Annotated in this window: 16 protein-coding genes; 6 read left to right on the top strand and 10 right to left on the bottom strand. The window is 64.9% G+C overall.

Annotated elements, in window-relative coordinates:
* Window position 1 precedes the first annotated feature (1 nt).
* Together AC3WLX_RS12235 and AC3WLX_RS12240 are read left to right on the top strand one after the other, a co-directional pair.
* Window positions 2–1,405, top strand: coding sequence for a capsular polysaccharide export protein, LipB/KpsS family (locus AC3WLX_RS12235; RefSeq protein WP_492336115.1), 1,404 nt, complete (start codon window positions 2–4; stop codon window positions 1,403–1,405).
* An 11-nt stretch (window positions 1,406–1,416) separates the two neighbouring features.
* Window positions 1,417–2,166: a glycosyltransferase family 2 protein gene (locus AC3WLX_RS12240; RefSeq protein WP_492336116.1), complete on the top strand. Its 750-nt coding sequence runs from the start codon at window positions 1,417–1,419 to the stop codon at window positions 2,164–2,166.
* A gap of 320 nt (window positions 2,167–2,486) precedes the next feature.
* Here AC3WLX_RS12240 and AC3WLX_RS12245 read toward each other — a convergent pair whose 3' ends face one another.
* On the bottom strand, window positions 2,487–5,444 hold the full coding sequence (locus AC3WLX_RS12245) for a M10 family metallopeptidase C-terminal domain-containing protein (protein WP_492336117.1): 2,958 nt from the start codon (window positions 5,442–5,444) through the stop codon (window positions 2,487–2,489).
* Between the two features lie 286 nt (window positions 5,445–5,730).
* On the opposite strand from AC3WLX_RS12245, the gene AC3WLX_RS12250 reads away from it, so the two are divergent.
* Both AC3WLX_RS12250 and AC3WLX_RS12255 read left to right on the top strand, forming a co-directional pair.
* Complete coding sequence (locus AC3WLX_RS12250; protein WP_492336118.1) at window positions 5,731–5,955, top strand: hypothetical protein; 225 nt, start codon at window positions 5,731–5,733, stop codon at window positions 5,953–5,955.
* Between the two features lie 115 nt (window positions 5,956–6,070).
* Complete coding sequence (locus tag AC3WLX_RS12255; protein ID WP_291629482.1) at window positions 6,071–7,264, top strand: CaiB/BaiF CoA transferase family protein; 1,194 nt, start codon at window positions 6,071–6,073, stop codon at window positions 7,262–7,264.
* Between the two features lie 76 nt (window positions 7,265–7,340).
* On the opposite strand, the gene AC3WLX_RS12260 is transcribed toward AC3WLX_RS12255, so the two are convergent.
* From AC3WLX_RS12260 to AC3WLX_RS12285, 6 genes are all read right to left on the bottom strand, one after another.
* A complete protein-coding gene (locus tag AC3WLX_RS12260; protein WP_492336119.1) occupies window positions 7,341–8,207 on the bottom strand; it encodes an outer membrane protein in 867 nt (288 codons plus the stop codon).
* Between the two features lie 168 nt (window positions 8,208–8,375).
* The gene (locus AC3WLX_RS12265; protein WP_492336120.1) at window positions 8,376–9,893 is read right to left on the bottom strand and encodes a tripartite tricarboxylate transporter permease; all 1,518 of its coding nucleotides are present in this window, start codon (window positions 9,891–9,893) and stop codon (window positions 8,376–8,378) included.
* Between the two features lie 11 nt (window positions 9,894–9,904).
* Window positions 9,905–10,447 carry a tripartite tricarboxylate transporter TctB family protein gene (locus AC3WLX_RS12270; RefSeq protein ID WP_492336121.1) on the bottom strand — a complete coding sequence of 181 codons (543 nt, stop codon included), beginning with the start codon at window positions 10,445–10,447 and terminating at the stop codon, window positions 9,905–9,907.
* 196 nt (window positions 10,448–10,643) lie between these two features.
* Complete coding sequence (locus AC3WLX_RS12275) at window positions 10,644–11,630, bottom strand: Bug family tripartite tricarboxylate transporter substrate binding protein (RefSeq protein ID WP_291628253.1); 987 nt, start codon at window positions 11,628–11,630, stop codon at window positions 10,644–10,646.
* A 142-nt stretch (window positions 11,631–11,772) separates the two neighbouring features.
* Window positions 11,773–12,570 (bottom strand): enoyl-CoA hydratase/isomerase family protein, encoded by a 798-nt coding sequence (locus tag AC3WLX_RS12280; protein ID WP_492336122.1) that lies wholly within the window; start codon window positions 12,568–12,570, stop codon window positions 11,773–11,775.
* Between the two features lie 62 nt (window positions 12,571–12,632).
* Window positions 12,633–13,832 carry a pyridoxal-phosphate-dependent aminotransferase family protein gene (locus tag AC3WLX_RS12285; RefSeq protein WP_492336123.1) on the bottom strand — a complete coding sequence of 400 codons (1,200 nt, stop codon included), beginning with the start codon at window positions 13,830–13,832 and terminating at the stop codon, window positions 12,633–12,635.
* A 205-nt stretch (window positions 13,833–14,037) separates the two neighbouring features.
* On the opposite strand from AC3WLX_RS12285, the gene AC3WLX_RS12290 reads away from it, so the two are divergent.
* Complete coding sequence (locus AC3WLX_RS12290) at window positions 14,038–17,046, top strand: FAD-binding and (Fe-S)-binding domain-containing protein (RefSeq protein ID WP_492336124.1); 3,009 nt, start codon at window positions 14,038–14,040, stop codon at window positions 17,044–17,046.
* On the top strand, window positions 17,039–17,467 hold the full coding sequence (locus tag AC3WLX_RS12295) for a GlcG/HbpS family heme-binding protein (RefSeq protein WP_492336125.1): 429 nt from the start codon (window positions 17,039–17,041) through the stop codon (window positions 17,465–17,467). Before AC3WLX_RS12290 ends, AC3WLX_RS12295 begins: the two co-directional genes overlap by 8 nt.
* Before the next feature lie 104 nt (window positions 17,468–17,571).
* On the opposite strand, the gene AC3WLX_RS12300 is transcribed toward AC3WLX_RS12295, so the two are convergent.
* From AC3WLX_RS12300 to AC3WLX_RS12310, 3 genes are all read right to left on the bottom strand, one after another.
* The gene (locus tag AC3WLX_RS12300; protein WP_492336126.1) at window positions 17,572–18,354 is read right to left on the bottom strand and encodes an enoyl-CoA hydratase/isomerase family protein; all 783 of its coding nucleotides are present in this window, start codon (window positions 18,352–18,354) and stop codon (window positions 17,572–17,574) included.
* Window positions 18,355–18,489: 135 nt separating this feature from the next.
* A complete protein-coding gene (locus tag AC3WLX_RS12305) occupies window positions 18,490–20,580 on the bottom strand; it encodes a molybdopterin oxidoreductase family protein (protein WP_492336127.1) in 2,091 nt (696 codons plus the stop codon).
* A 171-nt stretch (window positions 20,581–20,751) separates the two neighbouring features.
* Entirely contained in the window at window positions 20,752–21,558 is an 807-nt protein-coding gene (locus tag AC3WLX_RS12310; protein WP_492336128.1) for an SDR family NAD(P)-dependent oxidoreductase, read from the bottom strand.
* Window positions 21,559–21,598 lie beyond the last annotated feature (40 nt).

Consider the following 21,598-nt stretch of genomic DNA (forward strand, 5'->3'; position numbering starts at 1 on the left):
CATGACGACAGCTGCAAAGACCATTCTCATCACGACGCTCGCCGAATACCAGACCCGATTCTGGATTCCGGTCGCGCAGCGGTTGCGCGCGGCAGGCCACGAGGTCGAGCTGCTCGCCTTCGACGATCGCAGCGCAGAGATGTCGGCCGCCGAAGGCGTGCCGGTCACCAACATGTATCGCGCGGGCCTCGAGGCCGGCCCTTCGCCCGACGATCGCAAGGCCTTCGATGCGCGCGTCGCTTGTTACGGGCTCGACGGGACCAATTTCCTGTTCAGCCATGAGCGCTTTACTTTCGGCATCAGGGATACCGCCGCGCTGCGCCGGCGCTTCATGGTTTATGCCAACGCCATGGAGGCGCTGCTCGACCGGTTGGAGGCTCAGGGGCGGAGTGCCGAACTGGTCCAGGAACTCGGCGGCTTTCTGTCCGTGATCGCGAGCTTCTACGCCGCAAGACGCCGGAGCATCCGCAACTGGTTCATCGAGCCGTCGTTCTTCCGCGGCCGGATGTATTTCACCCCGGACAGCTTTGCCGCGCCCGACATGATGGCAGAGCCCGCCGATGCCGTGTCGCCTGAGGTGCGCGCCTATCTCGAGGACACGCTGAGGCAGCGCGCGATCGTCATTCCCAAGAAGGATCAGCATCACTATTCGGCGGCGTTCAAGAAGGTCGCCAATTTGCGCAACGCCAATCGTCTCGTCGAGAAGCTCTGGGACCAATTCGCGCTCGGCAAGCACCAGGAGTTCGGGCATAATTTGCGCCATGCGCAGGTGCATGCGGCAATGGCGCTCAACGCGACGCGGCTGCGCAGGCTCTACCGGCCGCTGCCCGAAACGCCCTTCGTCTACTATCCGTTCCACGTCCCGGCGGACATGGCGCTGACGCTGCGCTCGCCGGACTATCTCGACCAGGTTGCGACTGTCGACTTCCTGCTGCGGACGATCCCGGATTCGCATGTGCTGGTCGTGAAGGAGCATCCAGCGCAGATCGGCGCGATCTCCGCCGCCCGCCTGTTCGAACTGGGGCGCCGGTTCGACAATTTCGTGCTGTTGCCGCCGCAGACCAACAATTACACCGTGCTCGATCGCGCCGACGCCGTGGTCTCCGTCAACAGCAAGTCGGGGGCCGAAGCGCTATTGCTCGGCAAGCCGGTCGTGGTGATGGGCGATGCGTTCTACCGCTCCTGTCCACTGGTCTATGCCGTCGATCGTCTGGCCGATGTGCCCGCACGGTTGCGCGAAGCGCTCGCCGCGGGACCGTTCGATCCGGCCAAGGGGGCACCCTATTTCGAGTCTGCCTGGCGGCGGTCGTATCCGGGCGAACTCTATGTCAGCGACGCAAAACTGCTCGACACGTTTACGGCCACCTTGCGTGCCGCAATCGCCGAGCCCGCCCGCGCGAACTGAACGCACCCGTCATGCCGCTCGTGTCGATCATCACCCCATCCTGGAACGTCGAAGGTCTGATCGAGGAAACGATCCGCTCGGTGCAGAGCCAGACATTCGCGGATTGGGAGCTGCTGATCGCCGACGACTGCTCGACCGACAGCACGCCTGCGATCATCGCCTCCATCGGCGAGCGCGATCCCCGCGTCAAGCTGATCCGGCAGGCCAGGAACGGTGGCCCGGCGCTGGCGCGCCAAGCGGCGATCGACGCCGCGCAGGGGCGCTATCTCGCCTTCCTCGACAGCGACGATCTGTGGCTGCCCGGGAAGCTGGAGCGGCAGCTCGCCTTCGCGAAGGCGAAGCAGGCCGCGCTCAGCTACACCGCCTTCCGTCGCATCAACGAGACCAACGCGGTCACGGGGCGGCTGATCGAGGTGCCGGCCTCGCTCACCTATGGTCAGCTCCTGAAGAACACCGCGATCGCGACGCTGACTGCGATGGTCGACCGCGAGATCGCAGGTCCCGTCGCGATGAAGAACGAGGGCTACGACGATTTCTGCCTGTGGCTGTCGATCCTAAGGCCCGGCCGTACGGCCTACGGCCTCAACGAGGATCTTGCTCGTTACCGCGTGAGGGGGTCCTCGGTGTCGAGCCGTCCGATGCGCTCGGCCAAATGGGTCTGGCAGATCTACCGCAATGTCGAGCACCTCTCCCTGGTCCGATCGGCCTGGTGCTTCGGGCATTGGGGGGCGCGGGCCTGGCTGAAGCGGCGGGAGTTTTAGCCTGATCAGCGGGCGCCCGGCGCTCCCAGCCTGACGAAAGTGCGAAAACAACCCCATGCACAGTAGAGGTGATTTGATACCTCCAACTAAGCGATTTGTGGGTTGATGATTTTGGCGGTCGACGATGCCACTCCCGCCGCACTCCTGCGAACGGTCGGGACTCCGCTCAATGCCGTTCGAAAATGACAGGAATAGGCCTTTCCTCGTGACCGAGGGCGCGGGCTTCATCGGATTGCACCTCTGCGAGCGACTGCTCGATGCCGGCGCTGCAGAAGGTGTCCGCGGGCAATTACTCCCCCGGCAGGGGTGCGACATGGCCTTCAGATCAGCAGGACATTGAAATCGTGACCGGTCTGGAGAAAGCCGGTGAGATTGTCGATTGCAGCCGTGTCGTGACTGTCCGTCGCTCCAATCCACTCCTCCAGAGCGGTCGCCGGATCGGCAGGCGCCGGAATAAAGTCCGGCGGCTCGGACGGCGCAGTCAACGATCCGGTCTGGGTGAAATCGAATGCGAAGCCGTCGCCGGATGTCGTTGCAAGCGGCGCAGCGCCCACCGCGCCGTCGCCGTTGAGATCCTGCTGCAGGACCGGCTCCAGAGCTTTCAGAGACGGATCGGACCCGAGCACCTCCGGGGCTGCGGCAAGGGTCGTCAGGAAGTTGCCGTTCGCATCCGTGCTCCAGACCGAATAATGAGCGTTCGCCGAGTTCTTCCAGACTACGTCGTAGCCACCGCCGGACACTTTCTCGGCGCCGATCACCGACCAGGTGCCCCAGTTTGCCGTGATCACGGCGGAACCTGCATACTTCAAGGTCGGCCCGGTCCCCGTCGCGATGCTCTCGAGATGATAGTTGCCGCTCGATAAAGCGACCCGCGTCGATCCGACCGCCTCGATCGTAGTGCTGACGGCAGCAGCGACGCCGATCGTACCGTCACCGTTGAGATCTTGCTGCAGCGTCGGCTCCAGCGTCATCAGGGATGGATCGGATCCCAGCATTTGAGGTGCCGAGCCCAGCGTGGTCAGGAAGTTGCCGTTGCTGTCCGTGCTCCAGACGGAATATTGCCCGCTCGCACTTTCTTTCCAGACCACATCATAGTTTCCACCCGAGACCTGCTCGGCACCGATCACGGACCAGGTGCCCCAGTTCGCTGCGATCACCGCAGAGCCTGCATACTTCAACGTCGGCCCGGTCCCCGTCGCGATGCTCTCGAGATGGTAGTAGCCGCCGTCTGAAACGACGCGCGTCGATCCCAGCGCCTCGATCGTGGTGGTGACGGCAGCGGCGACGCCGATCATGCCGTCACCGTTCAGATCCTGCTGCAGCGTCGGCTCCAGCGTCTTCAGGGACGGATCGGTTCCCAGCATTTGGGGAGCCGAACCCAGCGTGGTCAGGAAGTTGCCGTTGCTGTCCGTGCTCCACACCGAATATTGCCCGCTCGCACTTTCCTTCCAGACCACGTCATAGCTGCCGCCCGAGACCTGCTCGGCACCGATCACCGACCAGGTGCCCCAGTTCGCTGCGATCACCGCAGAGCCCGCATATTTCAAGGTCGGCCCGGTCCCCGTCGCGATGCTTTCGAGATGGTAGTTGCCGCCGGACGAAACGACGCGCGTCGCCCCCAGTGCCTCGATCGTGGTGGTGACGACGACAGGGACGCCGATCATACCGTCACCGTTCAGATCCTGCTGCAGCGTCGGCTCCAGCGTCTTCAGGGACGCGTCGGTTCCCAGCATTTGAGGAGCCGAACCCAGCGTGGTCAGGAAGTTACCGTTGCCGTCCGTGCTCCACACGGAGTATTCGCCGCTTGACCCTTCCTTCCAGACCACGTCATAGCCGCCGCCAGACACCTGCTCGGCGCCAATCACCGACCAGCTACCCCAATTGACTGCGAGCACCGCAGCGCCTGCATATTTCAGGGTCGGCCCGGTCCCCGCTGCGATGCTCTCGAGATGGTAGTTGCCGCCGGATAAAACGACCCGCGTCGATCCGAGCGACTCGATCGTGGTTGTCACCAAGCTGGAGCTTGCGAAGGTGCCATCGGCGAATTGGAGATACTCTACACCAACCGCCGTGTCGGTGCCGTCGGGCAAGCCGGAGCGTTGATCGACGATCGTGAATATCTGCGTCCCCGCGTCGTACGAAATCAGATAGTTGGCCCTGCTGCCCGAATACACCGCGGTGTCGGTGCCGGCGCCGCCATTGATGGCGTCGTTGCCCGCACCGCCCGTGATGGTGTCGTTGCCGCCGCCACCGTTCAGCGCGTTGGCGATGGCGTTGCCGAGGATCGTGTCGTTGCCGGACCCGCCGATGGCGTTGTCGATGTAGGAGCGCGCGTCGCCATTGTAGAGATAGGCGTTGTAGACGTTGCCCGATGCGTAATGGCCGTTACCGAGATAGGCCAATTGCACGGAGGAGAACACCGATGCCGCGCCGGGATTGAGGTTGATGCTCAGGTTCGTCGTGTAATTCGAGAGATCATAGGTATCGACGCCGCCTCCATCCCAGACGGTTTCGTAGATGCGATTGGCCGAGCCGCCGACGCCGCCGCCCGGCGCGAGCTGCCCGACGCCGTTGATGAATTGCTGGCCGGTGGTCGCATTCCACGTGTAGACGGTGTTGCCGCTCTGCGTCGTGTAGTCCGCGCCGTACATCGTCTGGAGCGCAAGGATATCGTTCGCCATGTAGGTCTGCGAATATCCGTAGGCTTCGTTGGTGTAGCCGCCCGTGGTCGAAGCACCGACATAGCTGCGATAGCTCATGACGGTGTATTCGCTGCTGTCGTGCGCGCTCGGCACCGCCACGTTGCCGGGGCCGCCGGCCTCCTGGCTGTGCTTCAGGCCAAGGGCGTGGCCGAGTTCGTGCAGGGCAGTGGTGAAGTAATAGTTGCCGAGCTTGGCCAGCGAGAAATTGTATTGAGTCCCGAACCAGATGTCGCCGCCGGGCGCATAATTGCCGGGGTAGTAGGCATAAGCGGTCGGGTTTGCGGCCGGCGACTGCGCAATCATGAGGTCGGCGCCGTTCGTGCCCGCATTTTGGATGTTGGCGTTGGTGTAGCCGAGGATCAATCCGACGGCATAGTTGATCGCCGCCTGGATCTGCGTGGGTACCGAGGCAAAGCCCGAAGTGGTCGGCTCGCCGCTGCCGCCGGAGTAAGGGTTCGAAAAGTCGCCGGGCGCGTCGGGGAAGCTGTAGGTGATCGTGCCTGACCATTTGTAGCCGGATAGCAGACCGTCGATCTCGGCGTTGTTGGTGGCACTGACATAGACAGCGGTGGCCAATTGACCCTCCAGAGCGACGCATCGGGCGTGATTCGCCGGGACGGCATATGATTCAAGCTTGAGAGTTAAACGTTTGGTGTATTTGGGCGGCGCCGCCTGCCTCTTTCCTAAGGCTTGGTTAGCCATCAAATCCCGTAGTCATACGGGGCACGAACGACGGCCGCTGTTCACCTGGCATCCGTAATATTGCAGGGGCATGAAACGAAGTCCTTTCCCGGCCGGCCTGCTTGGCGTCCTGATCGCGTTCGGCGGGCCGGACCATCAACCCTTCGGAGGACTGCCAGCCATGGCACAGAAAGCCAATGCGGATGTCGAAGGGAGCGAGAGCCGCAAGGCGGAACGCGCGCCCTCCATGCCAATGGCGCGCGATCCTGCCGCTGCGGTGAGGGAGGAATACGAAGCCGCTCGCCGGAAGGGGACGCGGGAGGCCTTCGAGCTCTTCATTGCGCGCCACGGCGACGACCCGTTGGCCGAGCAGGCCCGCGCGGAATTGAAGCGCCTGTCGCGCTGATCTCGGGCGCCGTGCAGGCACGGCGTTTCGGCAGACGGCGTCGGCGTCGGCCCGGCTTGCCGCATGGTCTTTGGGCACTATGGTTGTCCAGCAATCTGTCCCGGAGCCTTTCACGATGCCCTTTCCGCATGCCTCGGAAGCCCTGTCACGCTTCACCGTGCTCGACCTGACCCGCGTCCGCTCCGGGCCGACCTGCGTGCGGCAGCTCGCGGACTGGGGCGCCAACGTGGTCAAGATCGACGCGCTGACCGAAGATGCCGGCGGCGAGCAGCCGGGCGGCCCGCGGCACGGGTCCGACTTCCAGAATTTGCACCGCAACAAGCGGGCGATGACGCTGAACCTGAAGGACGAACGCGGGCTTGCGGTGTTCAAGCGCCTCGCCGCCAAGGCCGACGTCGTGGTCGAAAATTTCCGGCCCGACGTGAAGAAGAAGCTCGGCATCGACTATGACAGCCTCGCCGCGATCAACCCCCGCATCGTCTATGGCAGCATCTCCGGCTTCGGCCAGGACGGCCCCTACCACAAGCGGCCCGGCTTCGATCAGATCGCGCAAGGCATGGGCGGCCTGATGTCGATCACCGGCGCGCCGGGCGAAGGCCCGATGCGGGTCGGCATTCCCGTCGCCGACCTCAGCGCCGGCCTGTTCTGCGCCATGGGCATCCTCACCGCGCTGCTCGAGCGCGAGGTCTCGGGCAAGGGACAGTGGGTGCAGACGTCCCTGCTCCAGGCCCAGATATTCATGCTGGATTTCCAGGCCGCGCGCTGGCTGATGGAGAAAGAGGTCGCAAAGCAAGCCGGCAACAACCACCCGACCAGCATCCCAACCGGCGTGTTCAAGACCTCGGACGGCTACATCAACATTGCCACCACGGGCGGGCGGATCTGGGAGCGCTGCGCCCAAGCGATCGGCGCACCGGAACTCTATGCCCACCCCGACTATGCGACCGCCCCTGCCCGCTCCAGGAACCGCGATGCGCTGAACGCGGAGATCGAGAAGCGCACGGTGTCGAAGTCGACCGAGACCTGGGTCCGCGAGTTCAACGAGGCCGGCGTGCCGTGCGGCCCGATCTATGCGATCGACCAGGTGTTCGAGGACGCGCAGGTCAAGCATCTCGGCATTGCGCAGGACGTGCCGACTGACGATGGCCGGCATATCCAATTGATCGGCCAGCCCGTGACGCTGTCGCGCACGCCCAGCAGGATGGCGGCGCGGCCGCCGGAATTCGGCGAGCAGACCGACGAGGTGCTGAAGGAGTTCGGCTTCGCCGCCGACGAGATTGCTGGGCTCAGGGACGCCAAGGTGGTGTGAAGGTCACTGCGCCCCGTCTGCAACGACAAAGCCCGGCGTGAGCCGGGCTTTGCTGCTTGTTGACGCCTTGTTGATCTTAGTATCTGGCCACCACCGGGCCACCGAACTGATAGTTGATGCCGGCGCGCAGGATGTGATCGGTGAAGCGCGACGACACGTTGGCGCTGATTGCAGCGGCCGGTGCGAGCGTGAACGGACCGGACGAGAAGCGCCCGAGGTCCATGTAGAGATATTCGAGCTTGGCGCTCCAGTTCTGCGTGATCTTGCCTTCGACACCCGCGCCAACGATCCAGCCGGCGCGCGTCGTCGAGTTTGAACCGACCGAGGCGATCGCCACACCCGCGGGGGTGAAGCCGGTCATGGTGCCCGTGGTCTTGATCTCGCCGAAGGCCAAACCGCCGGTGCCGTAGAACAGCACCTTGGGGGTCGCCAGGATGCCGACCCGGCCGCGAAGCGTGCCGAACCATTGAAGATGCTGATCGACCGTCAGGGTGGTGCCGGCGAGACCGCCAGGGGGGAGGAACGTCAGGCCGGGAAGGCATGGCCCGGCGGCAGGCGCGACGCCCACGCAGCTGAAGGTCGCGCGGCCCTTTTCGTCGGACCAGTTCAGGTCACCCTCGATGCCGTATACCCAATTGGCGCTCTGCCAGTTGTAGCCCGCTTGGCCGCCGGCAACAGCACCGTTCATGTCGAACCTGCCGCTGGTGAGGGATCCGGCCGGAGGCGCGATCGGTGCACCCGTGACCGAGCTGAAATAGGAAACGTCGGTACGCGAGCGACCCCAGCTGTATCCGCCGTTGGCGCCGATATAGAAGCCGGTCCAGCTCCAGACCGGCTCGACGATCGGCGCCTTGACATAGGGTTTTGCCGCGAGATCGGCGGCCAGCGCACCCGTCGCAAACAGCGACATCGCCGCCGCCATTCCAATCACTATCCGCTTCATGGAGAATCCCCCTTGCACGATCTTGTGATCGAAATATACGCGCCCACCTGCCCAATGGCTGTGCCGCAGCGGCAACATTCAGCAACATTCGCGTTCGGGGTAGTGATCGAACAGGAACGCCACCTTCTGCCTTAAGCGATTGATGTAGAAAAGAATTTCGTGCACGCCTCAGCCGGATGTCGCCCTGGTCTTATGCGTCAATCCGACACGGGCGAACAAATGGTCGATCACGGGCCAGAACAGCAGAATAATCGCCAGGGTTGTGATCGAGCCGACCAGGGGGTTCGACCAGAACACCTTCAGCGTCCCGCCGGAGCCGATCATCGACAGGCGGAAGGCATCCTCGGCGCGGTTGCCGAGCACGAGCGCGAGCGTAAACGGCGCCAATGGAATGCCGATCTTCTTGAAGACGTAACCGACCACGCCGAAGCCGAGCATCAGCCAGATGTCGAACATCGCGTTCTGAATCGCGTAGGCGCCGATCGCGCAGGACACCACGATCATCGGCGCCACCGCGGCGAACGGCACGCGCAGGATCGAGGCGAAGATCGGCACCGTCGTCAACACCAGCACGAGGCCGACCACGTTGCCGAGATACATCGAGGCGATCAAGCCCCAGACGAAATCCTTGTGCTCGACGAACAGCAGCGGCCCCGGATTGAGGCCCCACACCATGAGGCCGCCGAGCAGGATCGCGGCGGTGCCGGAGCCGGGAATGCCGAGCGCCAGCATCGGCAGCAGCGCCGAGGTACCGGAGGCATGCGCCGCCGTCTCCGGCGCGAACACGCCTTCGATGCGGCCCTTGCCGAAACTGCCAGGGTCCTTGGCGAAGCGCTTGGCGAGGTTGTAGCCCATGAAGGAGGCCGCGATCGCGCCGCCCGGGGTGATGCCGAGCCAGCAGCCGATGAAGGAGGAACGCAGCAAGGTCACCCAGTATTTCGGCAGGTCCTTCCAGACGCCGAGCACGACGCGCAGCGAGATGCCCGCAGCATGTCCGCGCAGCGCCAGGCGCTCCTCCATCGTCAGCAGGATTTCGCTGATGCCGAACAGGCCGATGACGGCGACCAGGAAGTTGATGCCGCGGAGCAGCTCCGGCGAGCCGAAGGTCATGCGCAGGTTGCCCGATACGGTATCCATGCCGATGCCGGCGAGCAGCAGGCCCAGCGACATCGAGATGACGGTCTTGTGCTTGGCCTCGCGCCCCAGGCCGACGAAGGAGCAGAAGGTGAGCAGATACACCGCGAAGAACTCGGGCGGCCCGAATTTCAGGGCAAAGGACGAGATCATCGGCGCAAGGAACGTGATCAGCAGCACCGCCACCAGCGAGCCGATGAATGAGGACGTGAACGCCGCAGTCAGCGCCTCCGCCGCCCTGCCCTGCTGAGCCATCGGATAGCCGTCGAAGGTGGTCGCGACCGACCAGGCTTCGCCCGGAATGTTGAACAGGATCGAGGTGATGGCGCCGCCGAACAGCGCGCCCCAATAGATGCAGGACAGCATCACGATCGCCGAGGTTGGGTCCATCGTGAAGGTGAGCGGCAACAGGATCGCAACGCCGTTGGGACCGCCGAGCCCGGGCAGCACGCCGACGAAGATGCCGAGCACCAGCCCGACCATCATCAGGACGAGCGTCTTCCACGTCAGCAGGACGGCAAAGCCGTGGAGCAGGAGACCGAGAGCTTCCATCGCGTGCCCGCCTAGCGACCGAGGGCCGCTTCGAGCGGCCCTTTCGGCATGATGACGTCGAAGGCGACGTCGAAAGTAACGAACATGACCGCAGTGAACACGACGGCGGTCAGCAGCGACTTCCACAACGCGATCTTGCCGACCAGCCGCATGAAGCCGGAGATCAGAAGGAAGCTCGCAACATAGAGACCGAGGAACTGGGTCGCCAGGCAGAACAGCAGCGTCGGCACGAACACCGCCAGCACGCGGCGGCCCTGCGCGCGCGTGACGAAGTTCTGGCGCGCGGTGCGGTGCGAGACGAGCGTCGCGATCAGGCCGTAGAGGCTTCCGCCGCCGAGGATGATGGAGAGATAGAACGGGAAATAACCGGGCTCGGGCCCGGTCGAATCCCAGGACGCGCCGGTGCGCCAATTGTCGTAGCCGAGCGTGACGGCGAGCGCGAGCAGGAGCAGGCAGACGGCGATCTCGACCGTGCCGGAGGAGACGACGGAGGGGGAGTCCTCCTCGGGCGCAGTCGGATCCTCGACGATGATTTCGATATCGGATTGGGACATGGGCTGCTGTGGCCAATTCCCTCTCTCCCGCTTGCGGGGCCGCGACGAGCTACGCTCGCGCTGAGAGGATTAGGGTGAGGGAAGTCTCCGCAGGAACGGTGAAAGTCGGACTCGCGGAGAGTCCCCCCTCACCCGGATCGCATCTTCGATGCGATCCGACCTCTCCCCGCAAGCGGGGCGAGGTGAAGAAGACCGGTTACTTCGCGACGAAGCCGGCTTCCGACATCAGCGACTTGTTCAGCGCATCGTCTTCCTCGAGGAACTTCACCATGTCCTTGCCGGTGAGGAAGATCGGCTTCAGCGCCTGCTTCTCCATGTACTCCTTGTACTCGGAGGTCTGCGTCACCTTGTGGAAGAGATCGACGTAGAACGCCTGCTGCTCGGCCGTGACCTTGCCCGGCAGGAACATCGCGCGCAGCATCAGATACTGCACGTCGACGCCTTCCTCCTTGCAGGTCGGGATGTCAGCCCAGGACTGCGTCTCCGTCACCTTGGTCGTGTAGGAGATGCGTTCCTTGTCGAACACGCAAAGCGGACGCACCTGGCCGGCGCGCCAGACTTCCAGATTTTCCGAGGGGTTGTTGACGTTGGCTTCGGTGTGGTTGCCGACCAGCTGGGTCGCGGCCTCGCCGCCGGACTTGTAGGGCAGATAGGAGAATTTCGCACCGGTCTTCTGCTCCAGGAACACGGTCAGGACGTGATCCTCGCGCTTGGAGCCGGTGCCGCCCATCTTGAAGGGCGAGCTTGCCGCCTTTGCGGCCGCGACGAACTCCTTCACCGTCTTCGGTCCTGCGCTGTTGTCCCACAGCACGAACTGGTCGAGCGCAACGACCGAGACCGGGGTCAGATCACGCCAGTTGAACGGAATCTTGGCCGACAGCGGCAGCATGTAAATCAGCGAATAGGCGATCAGCACCTTGTTCGGATCGCCCTCGCTGGACTTCATGTACATCAGCGCTTCCGCACCCGAGGCGCCGCCCTTGAGCGAGACGACCATCGGCTGCTTCATCAGATTGTTCTTCTGGATCGCGGCCTGCATCATCCGCGCCATCTGGTCGGAGGCACCGCCCGCGCCCGCCGCCACCACGATCTCGACCGGCTTGGTGGGCTCCCAGCCGGCAAAAGCCGGCGTGCTCAACAACAGCGCCGTCGCAGCACCGACGGCCTTGACTGAAATTCGCACGAGTTTCGTCCCCTGATGTTTTTTGAGTTGTAGTGCGGAAGAACTCTATCCCTGCATAGTGCGGACTAAAGCCGACGAGTGCAAGCTGCCCGGCAAATCGGCGCCTATGACTTTCGGCGGACGACGCCGACGGCTCATATGCTTACTTGCCCTTCCAGACAGGCGCGCGCTTGTTGAGGAAGGCGTCCATGCCCTCGCGGAAATCTTCGCTCATATAGGCCTTCAGGATCAGATCCTCGCCCTCCTCGCGCGAGAGCGTGCGGCGGATGCGGCGCACCGCTTCCTTGGTCGCTTCCAGCGTGAGCGGCGCGTGGCTGGCGACGAGCCTTGCGGTTTCATCAGCGCGGCGCTGCAGCGTCTCGACATCGGGCACGATTTCGTTGAGCAGGCCGAGCGCCAGCGCCTCCGGCGCCTCGACCAGGCGCGCCTTGAAGATCATATCCTTGGTGCGGGCAGGTCCAATCAACGCGACGACGCGGCTGATGTTCGACATCGACAGGCAGTTGCCGAGCGTGCGCGCGATCGGAAAACCCATCCGCGTCGTCTCGGTGCCGATGCGAAGATCGCAGCAGGCCGCGATTCCGGCACCGCCGCCGGTGCAAGCGCCCGCGATGGCCGCGATCACCGGCACGCGGCACTGCTCGAGCGTGCCGAGCACACGATCGATCCGGGCCTCGTAGTCGAGCGCATCCTGCGCGGTCTTGAAGGCGCGGAACTGGGAGATGTCGGTGCCGGAGGCGAACGCCTTGTCGCCCGCGCCGGTCAGGATCAGCGCCTTGATCGAGCGATCGGCGTTGATCTCCTGGCAGATCTCCGCCATGCGGTCGTACATGGCGAAGGTCATGGCGTTGCGCGCCTGCGGGCGGTTAAAGGTGATCCGCGCGATGCCGTCCGTGACGGAGTAGAGCAGGTCTTCGTTGGTCGTCGTCGGTGCGTTCATCGCGCGCTCTCTTCTTCTCTGAGTTGGCTCAGGTCGTCTGGATTTCTAGGCCACCTGAATCTCTAGGCAACCTGGGCTTTGGCCATCGGCACCGCGTCACGTCCCTTCAGGACGTCCATGGCCGCGAGCACGCCGCCGCTCCGGTGCGGGATCTTTGCAAGATCGAGGCCCATCTCGACGCCGGCGAGCGTGCCCATCAGCATCAGATCGTTGAAATGGCCGATATGGCCGATGCGGAATACCTTGCCCTTGACCTTGTTCAGCCCGGTGCCGAGCGACATGTCGAAGTTCTCCAGCACGACCTTGCGGAAGGCGTCGGCGTCGTGTCCTTCGGGCACGCGCACGCCGGTCAGCGCCGGCGAATGCGCGGCAGGATCGGCACATTGCGTCTCCAGGCCCCAGACCTTGGCCGCGGCACGCGTCGCAGCGCTGTGGCGCTTGTGGCGAGACCAGACATTCTCCAGCCCCTCCTCTTCCAGCATCTTCACGGCTTCGCGCAGGCCGTAGAGCAGGTTGGTCGCGGGCGTATAGGGGAAGGTGCCGAGCTTGTTGAAGTTGATCACCTCCTGCCAATCCCAGTAGGAACGCATGCCGGGGTTGGCCTTGGCCACGGCAAGCGCCTTCTCGGAGACCGCGTTGAAGCCGAGGCCCGGCGGCAGCATCAGGCCCTTCTGCGAGCCGGCGACCGAGACGTCGATGCCCCAGGCGTCGTGCTCATATTCCATCGAGCCGAGGCCGGAGATGGTGTCGACCATCAGCAGCGCCGGATGCTTGACCCGATCGAGCAATCTGCGCACCTCGAGCGGCGGCGTCACGCAGCCGGTCGAGGTCTCGTTGTGGACGACACAGACCGCCTTGATGGCGTGCTGTTTGTCGGCGGCGAGGCGCGTCTCGATCTCGGCGAGGTCGGCGCCGTGGCGCCAATCGCCCGGGATGAAGTCGACGTCGAGCTTGAACTTGGCCGCGATGCCGCGCCACAGCACGGCGAACTGGCCAGTCTCGCACATCAGGACCTTGTCGCCGGGTGCGAACACGTTGACCATCGCCGCTTCCCAGGCGCCGGTGCCGGACGAGGGGAAGATGATCACGGGCTGCTTGGTGCGGAACACGCGCTGCATTGCGGCAAGGACGGCAAAACCAAGCTCGGCGAACTCCGGACCGCGATGGTCCAGCGTCGGCATGTCCATCGCCCGCAGCACCCGGTCGGGCACGTTGGTCGGTCCAGGAATCTGTAGGAAATGCCTTCCAGTGTGCACGGTCATCGGCGTCCTTCCCGGTCTTTGAAGCTGTCTTGGCTCGAGCGTCCGTGGGCCCGCATTGAGGGCTCCCGCAAGCCGCTCGCATATCACTATTCGCCGGGCTTGTCCCTCGCGCGGCGAGGTCCGTCAATGCACAAGAAGCAGGGCTCGCTTGCCAAGGGCCGTGACGGGATGCAAGACGGTGCCGGCGAACAGGCGAAAGCGCACCATGGCGGCGGAAGTGGCTGGAACATCATCGGAATCGGTCCCCTCGGACCGCTTGGCGGCGCGTCTGGCCCGGGAAATGACCGGCGACGTCCTGTTCGACCGCTTCAGCCGCGGCCGCTACGCCACCGACGCCTCGTTCTACCAGATCATGCCGGCGGGCGTGGTGGTGCCCCGGACCATGGACGAAGCCCTGCGGGCGCTGGCGATCGCCCGCGACGAAGGGGTCAAGGTCACGCCGCGCGGCGGCGGCACCTCGCAGTGCGGCCAGACCGTCAATGACGGCCTGGTGGTCGATCTCTCCAAGCATCTGAACAAGGTCTTGTCGCTCGATCTCGCGGGCCGCACCTGCGTGGTCGAGCCCGGCATCGTGCTCGACGACCTCAACCGTCAGCTGAAAAAGCACGGCCTGTGGTTTCCGGTCGACGTCTCGACGGCCTCGCGCGCCACCATCGGCGGCATGGCCGGCAACAATTCCTGCGGCGGCCGCAGCCTGCGCTACGGCACCATGCGCGACAACACGCTGACGATGGAGGCGAGCCTCGCCGACGGTACGCTGAGCCGCTTTGGCGAGGTCTCGCGCGATCTTTCCGATCTCAAAGCCGGAGACAGCGCCTGCGCCTTGTTCCGCGACATGCTCGATCTCGGGGCGCGCGAGGCCGAGGAGATCGCGGCGCGTTTCCCAAAAGTGCAACGCCGCGTCGGCGGCTACAATCTCGATGCGCTGGTGCCGCGCAACGCGCCGAACAACATGGCGCATCTCCTGGTCGGCTCCGAAGGCACGCTCGCCTTCACCACCAAGGTCGAGCTGAAGCTGTGGCCGGTGATCCGCAACAAGGCGCTCGGCGTCTGCCATTTCGGCAGCTTCTACGAGGCGATGGATGCGGCCCAGCACCTGGTCAAGCTGAAGCCGATCGCGGTCGAGCTGGTCGACCGCACCATGATCGCGCTCGGCCGCGATATCGCGATGTTCAAGCCGATCATCAATGCAGCGATCAAGGGCGATCCGGATGCCGTGCTGGTGGTCGAGTTTGCCGAGGAGGACCAGCCGGACAACCTAGTGCGCCTGAAGCAGCTCGGCGAGCTGATGGGCGATCTCGGCTTCGGCTGGACCAACGATCAGCGCAAATGGGGCGGCGTGGTGGAGATCACCGAGCCGGCGCTGCAGAGCGGCATTGCGGACTTCCGCGCCGCCGGGCTCAACGTCATGATGTCGATGAAGCAGGAGGGCAAGCCGGTCTCCTTCGTCGAGGACTGCGCGGTGCCGCTGCCCCATCTCGCCGACTACACGGCGCGCCTGAATGAAGTGTTCGCCAGGCACGGCACCAGCGGGACGATGTACGCGCACGCCTCCGAAGGCTGCCTGCACGTGCGGCCCGTGCTAAATCTGAAGCTGGAGAAGGACGTCAAGGCGATGCGCGCCATCGCCGAAGAGGCCTTTGCGCTGGTGCGCGAATACAAGGGTTCGCATTCCGGCGAGCACGGCGACGGGCTGGTGCGGTCGGAATTCCATGAGACCATGTTCGGCGAGCGTCTGGTCGCCGACTTCAAGCACGTGAAGCAGCGCTTCGATCCCACCGGTGTCCTCAATCCCGGCAAGATCGTCGATGCGCCCAGGATGGACGACCGCTCGCTGTTCCGCTTCAAGCCGGGCTATCGCGTCACTGAATTGAAAATGAAACTCGACTGGTCGGCCTATCCGGGCGCGGGCGGCGGTTTCCAGGGCGCGGTCGAGATGTGCAACAACAACGGCGCCTGCCGCAAGCTCGAGGGCGGCGTGATGTGCCCGTCCTATCGCACCACGCGCGACGAGAAGGACGTCACGCGGGGCCGTGCCAACACGCTGCGCCTCGCGATCTCCGGCCAGCTCGGCGCCGACGCGCTCGCCTCCGACGAGATGATGGAGACGCTGAAACTCTGCGTCTCCTGCAAGGCCTGCCGGCACGAATGCCCCACCGGCGTCGACATGGCCAAGATGAAGATCGAAGTGCTGGCGGCGCGTGCGGCGAGCCACGGCCTGACGCTGCGTGATCGGCTTGTGGGCTATCTCCCGCGCTATGCCGGGCTCGCCTCGCGCCTGGCGCCGCTCGCCAACTTACGCAACCGCAGCCCGCTACTGCGGAAGCTGCTGGAGCGCTTTGCCGGCATCAGCGCGCGCCGGGCGCTGCCCGCGTTCCGCAGCGACGTGTTCGTGCCGCCGGCAGAGGTGGTCGGCTCCGAGGGCGGCCGCGAGGTCGTGCTGTTCGTCGATACTTTCAACCGGATCTACGAGCGCGAGAATCTCGACGCGGCGCTACGCGTTCTGGTGGCCGGCGGCTATCGCGTGCATCTGCCCAAACCTGCGGGCGGCGGCCGTCCGCTCTGCTGCGGCCGCACTTTCCTATCGGCAGGTCTCGTCGACGAGGCCAGGTCCGAGCTCGACCGTCTCGTGGCCGCCTTCGCCCCATTCGCCGCGCGCGGCGTGCCGATCGTCGGCCTCGAGCCGAGCTGCCTGCTGACGCTGCGCGACGAGCTCGCTTCGCTGCGCAAGGACAACGACGCCAAGGCGGTCAGTGCCCATGCCCTCACCTTTGAGGAACTCCTGGTGCGCGAGGCCGAGGCCGGAAGGCTGCAACTGCCGCTCGGCATGGTCGCGGACAAGGCCGTGGTGCACGGCCATTGCCATCAGAAATCCTTCGGCGCCTTCAAGCCGGTCGAGCAGGTGCTGCGGCTCGTCCCGGGCCTCAAGGTCGAGACCATCGAGTCGAGCTGCTGCGGCATGGCCGGCGCGTTCGGCTATGGCGCCGACACCTATGATGCCTCGATCGAGATGGCCGAGCTGTCGCTGCTGCCTGCCGTGCGGCGCGTGGACCCAGATACGCTGGTCGTTGCCGACGGCACCTCGTGCCGGCATCAGATCAATGACGGCACGCAACGCGAGGCGCTCCACGTCGCGCGCGTGCTGGCGATGAGCCTCGATCGCGCCGAGACCAACTCCACTTCTCCAGCTGCAAAGGAAACCAATCATGGCTGAACTCACGCTCGACACCGCCCGCAAGATCCTCGATGCCGCCTTCGCGAAGGCCGGCGAGCTCAAGCTGAAGCCGCTGGTGGTCACCATCCTGGACGCGCGCGGCGTGCTCAAGCTCGCAGCCGCGCAGGACGGCACCAGCCTGATGCGCGCCGAGATCGCGCACGGCAAGGCCTATGGCGCGCTCGCCATGGGCATGGGCTCGCGCGCCCTGTTCCAGCGCGCGCAGGAGCAGGCCTATTTCATCGATGCCGTGAACACGATCGCCAAGGGCGCGCTGGTGCCGGTGCCCGGCGGCGTGCTGATCATGGACGGCACGACTCTGCTCGGCGCGGTCGGCGTCTCAGGCGATACCTCCGACAATGACGAGGCCTGTGCGGTGGCCGGCATTCAGGCCGCGGGGCTGAAGGCGAACGCGGGATAAGATCGTCGTTCCGGGGCGCGCCAACTTGGCGCGAGCCCCGGAATGACGGCGGAGGATGCGGCACGCGCGGCGGCGCGTCCGGGACACGAGAGCGGTGCCCTCTTCTACCTTCCCGTCCAGACCGGCTTGCGCTTCTCGCTGAACGCCTTCAGGCCTTCCTTGGCGTCCTCGGTCATGGCGAGCAGTGCGATCTGGCTTTCGGTGTAGGCGATGCTCTCGTCGAACGACATCGCTGAGATGGCGCGCATGGCGTATTTGCCGCGGCGGATCGCGGTCGGGGACTTGTCGACGATGCGGCCGATCAGCCAGTCGACCTTGGCATCGAGCTCGGCGGCGGGCACGACGTGGTTGAGGAGGCCCGCGGCCTGCGCGGCCCTGGCGTCGAACGGCTCGCCCGTGAGCGCCCATTCGTTGACGAGGCGCGGCGGCGCGATGCGCTGGAGCAGGCTCAGCACCTGCATCGGGAACACGCCGACCTTGACCTCCGGCAGGCCGAAGATGACGTTGTCGGCGGCAATCGCCATGTCGGTCATGCACAACAGGCCCATGCCGCCGGCCATGCAGACCCCGCCGACGCGCGCAATCGCCGGCTTGGTGGCGTTCTGCGACAGGCGCAGCAGGTCGGCATAATCGACATTCGGCCTGGAATGATCCATCGCGAAGGCCGCGCCGGAATTCTGCAAGTCCGCGCCCGCGCAAAATGCCTTGTCGCCCGCGCCCGTCAGCACGATGACGCGAACGTCCTTGTCGTCATGAGCCTCGCGATAGCCCTTGGTGATGCCGGCGATGACGTCGCCGTTCAGCGCGTTGCGCTTCTCCGGCCGGTTGATGGTGATCCAGAATGCCTGCCCGCGCTTCTCGGTGATGATTGCTGTGGTGTCGCTCATGGCACGCTCGCTTCCTTGGCTCCGTTTGCGGCCATTTGCGGCAGCTCGGGCAGGAGGTGCAAGGGCTATCTGCAGAGAGGCTCCCGCTTTAGCGCCTCGACGCAATTTGCAGCGCGATCGAAGCGTCAGCGCGCCTCAAACCGCGGCTGCTTTGCTGATCCAGACCTTGTTGTCGTGGAAGGCCGCGCCGCCGATTGGCGCGATGGTGTCCGCGCCCGTCAGCATGTTGATGCCACGGCCGCCGACATGGTTCTTGTTCGGGTGAACAGACTCCGCGATCAGCACGCCGCGCCGCACGCCGTCGAACAGCGTCGCGATCAGCGTGGTCTCGCCGCGGCTATTGCCGAGCGTCACGGTATCGCCATCGGCGATGCCGTGAGCGGCCGCGTCCAGAGGATGGATCATCACGCTGGCCCTGCCCTCGCGCGCTTGCGAGGACGGCGTTTCGTTGAACGTGGTGTTGAGGAAGCTGCGCGAGGGGCTCGTCGCGAGCCGGAACGGATGGGCCTGGTCGATGTGCTCGATCACCGCCCAATGGTCCGGCAGAGCAGGCATCTTGTCGAAATCGCCCATGGTCTGGCCGAACGGCGGATGCGCCCAATCGGCCTTGAAATGGAACTTGCCGTCGGCATGGGCAAATCCGTCGAGATAATGCGAGGTGCGGAAATCCGGCTGCAGGTCGCGCCAGAGATCGGCTTCGAGGCCGGCGATGTCGCCGTGATTGCTCAGCCTCAAGGTCGCGTCGATCAATTCGCGGGGCGTCATCTCGAAGCCCGGATGCCTGGCGCCGAGCCGCGGCGCCAGCGCCTGCAACACCTCGTGGTTGGAGCGGCATTCGCCGGGCGGATCGATCAGCTTCGGCCCCACCGAGATGTGCTGGTGGCCGCCGCCGTAATAGAGATCGTCATGCTCCATGAACATGGTGGCCGGCAGCACGATGTCGGCCATCTGCGCCGTCTCGGTCATGAACTGCTCGTGCACCGCGACGAACAGGTCCTCGCGCGCAAAGCCCTGCCGGACCAGCGACTGCTCCGGCGCCACCGTCACGGGGTTGGTGTTCTGGATCAGCATCGCCTTGACCGGTCCCCTGCCCTGGAGGGCTTCGGCATCGCCGGTGAGGATGCGGCCGATCTGCGATTGGTCCAGCGCGCGCGTGGTCTTGTCGATCGCATCATGGCCTTCGATGATGGATTCGTTGAAGTGCCACAGCGCGAAATTGTTGAAGAAGGCGCCACCGCCTTCATACTGCCAGGCGCCGGTGACCGCGGGAATGCAATTGGCCGCGTGCATCTGCGTCGCGCCGTTGCGGCTGCGCGTAAAGCCGTAGCCAAAGCGGAAGAAGGTCCGCTTGGTCTCGCCGACCGCCTTGGCAAAGGCCTCGATCTCCGCCACCGGTACGCCGCAAATAGCGGACGCCCATTCCGGCGTGCGCGTCTCGAGATGTGCCTCAAGCTCGGCGGGGCAATCGGTGTATTTGTCCATATAAGCGCGATCGGCATAACCGTCGCGGAACAGCACGTGCATCACGCCGCACGCAAAGGCCCCATCGGTGCCCGGACGCAGAATGATCTTGATATCAGCCTGTTTCATCGTGTCGTTGTCGTAGATGTCGACCGCCGCGATCTTCGCGCCGCGCTCCTTGCGCGCGCGTGAGGCGTGGGTCATCACGTTGACCTGGGTGTTGACGGGGTTGGTGCCCCAGATCACGACGAGGTCGGACAGCGCCATCTCGCGCGGATCGACGCCGGCGATCTTGCCGGTGCCGATCGCAAAGCCGATGCGCGCGACATTGGCGCAGATGGTTTGGTAGAAGCGCGAATATTTCTTCACGTGGGTGAGGCGGTTGAGGCCGTCGCGCATCACCAGACCCATGGTGCCGGCGTAGTAGTACGGCCAGACCGATTCCGCGCCGAACTCGCGCTCGGCTTCGTTGAAGCGATGCGCGATCTCGTCCAGCGCTTCGTCCCAGGAGATCCGTGCGAACTGTCCGGAGCCCTTCGCCGCCGTTCGGCGCATCGGATACATCAGCCGCTCGGGGTGATGGATGCGCTCGGCGTAACGGGCGACCTTGGCGCAGACCACGCCGGCCGTATAGGTCTGCTTTTTCGAACCTCGGACGCGGCCGATGCTGCGGCCTTCGATCACCTCGACATCGAGGGCGCAGGCCGAGGGGCAATCATGCGGACAGGTCGAATGGCGGATTTCGATCTTGGCGTGCTGGTTCATGGCCGGATTCGTAACACCAAAATACCAGCCAGCCGAGGGCATTTATCCGGCAGCGCCCATGCTATTTGCTCAAATCGCGCGCGTCGCAGTTCCTGCTGCGACCGCGAAGACGGCCCGGTCCGGCCTAACAGCGGCCGTGACGCGCCGGCCCAAGGCCCAAAACCGGCTGCACTACTTGTGCAGTTGGGTGAGACCGGTGGGCGGACCATCGACGGCGGTCCACCCGCCGTCAACGAACAGCGTGCTGCCGCTGACATAGCTCGCGGCGTCCGAGGCGAGATAGGCGACTGCGGTTGCAACCTCGTCGGCACTGCTCCAGCGGTTGAACACGGTGTGCCCGGCATAGAGATTGTAGATGTCGGGGCGCTGCTTGAACGGGCCGGTCAGTGCGGTCTCGGCGATGCTCGGCGCAATCGCGTTAACACGCACGCCAGCGTGGCCGACCTCCGAGGCAAAGCCCTTCACCAGGAGGCCGATCGCCGCCTTGGTCGAGCCGTAGACGCCGAGGCCGGGCTCGATGGTGACTGCGCGCACCGAGGAGCAGGCGATGATGCTGCCGCCCTTTTGCGCGACCATGATGCGGCCGAAGGCCTGGAAGAACCACACCGTGCCCTTGACGTTGAGATTGAGGACGCGATCGAGATCCTCCTCGGTGTAGTCGAGAATGGTCTTGCGGATGTTGAGCCCCGGTGTCGTCACGGCGATGTCGAGCCGCGGAAACTTCTGCATCACGGTTTTCGCCAGCGCGTTGACGTCCGCAGCGCTCGCGGCGTCGCAGCCAGCTGCCTCCGCCCAGCCGCCCTTGTCGCGAATGCCGGAGGCGGTCGCCTCCACCGCGTCTGGCGCACGATCGGCGCAGATCACGCGGGCGCCGAGATCTGCAAGCGCCTCGGCCGACGATCTGCCGATGCCGGAGGCGGCGCCGAGAACGACTGCGGTCTTGCCAGTGAGATCGAAGAGCTTGCGATAGTCAGTCACTGATTACTTCTCCGTGGTGCTGCCCCCTTGTAGCCCATCA

It is taken from the genome of Bradyrhizobium sp. FW305-F6 (genome assembly GCF_058782905.1).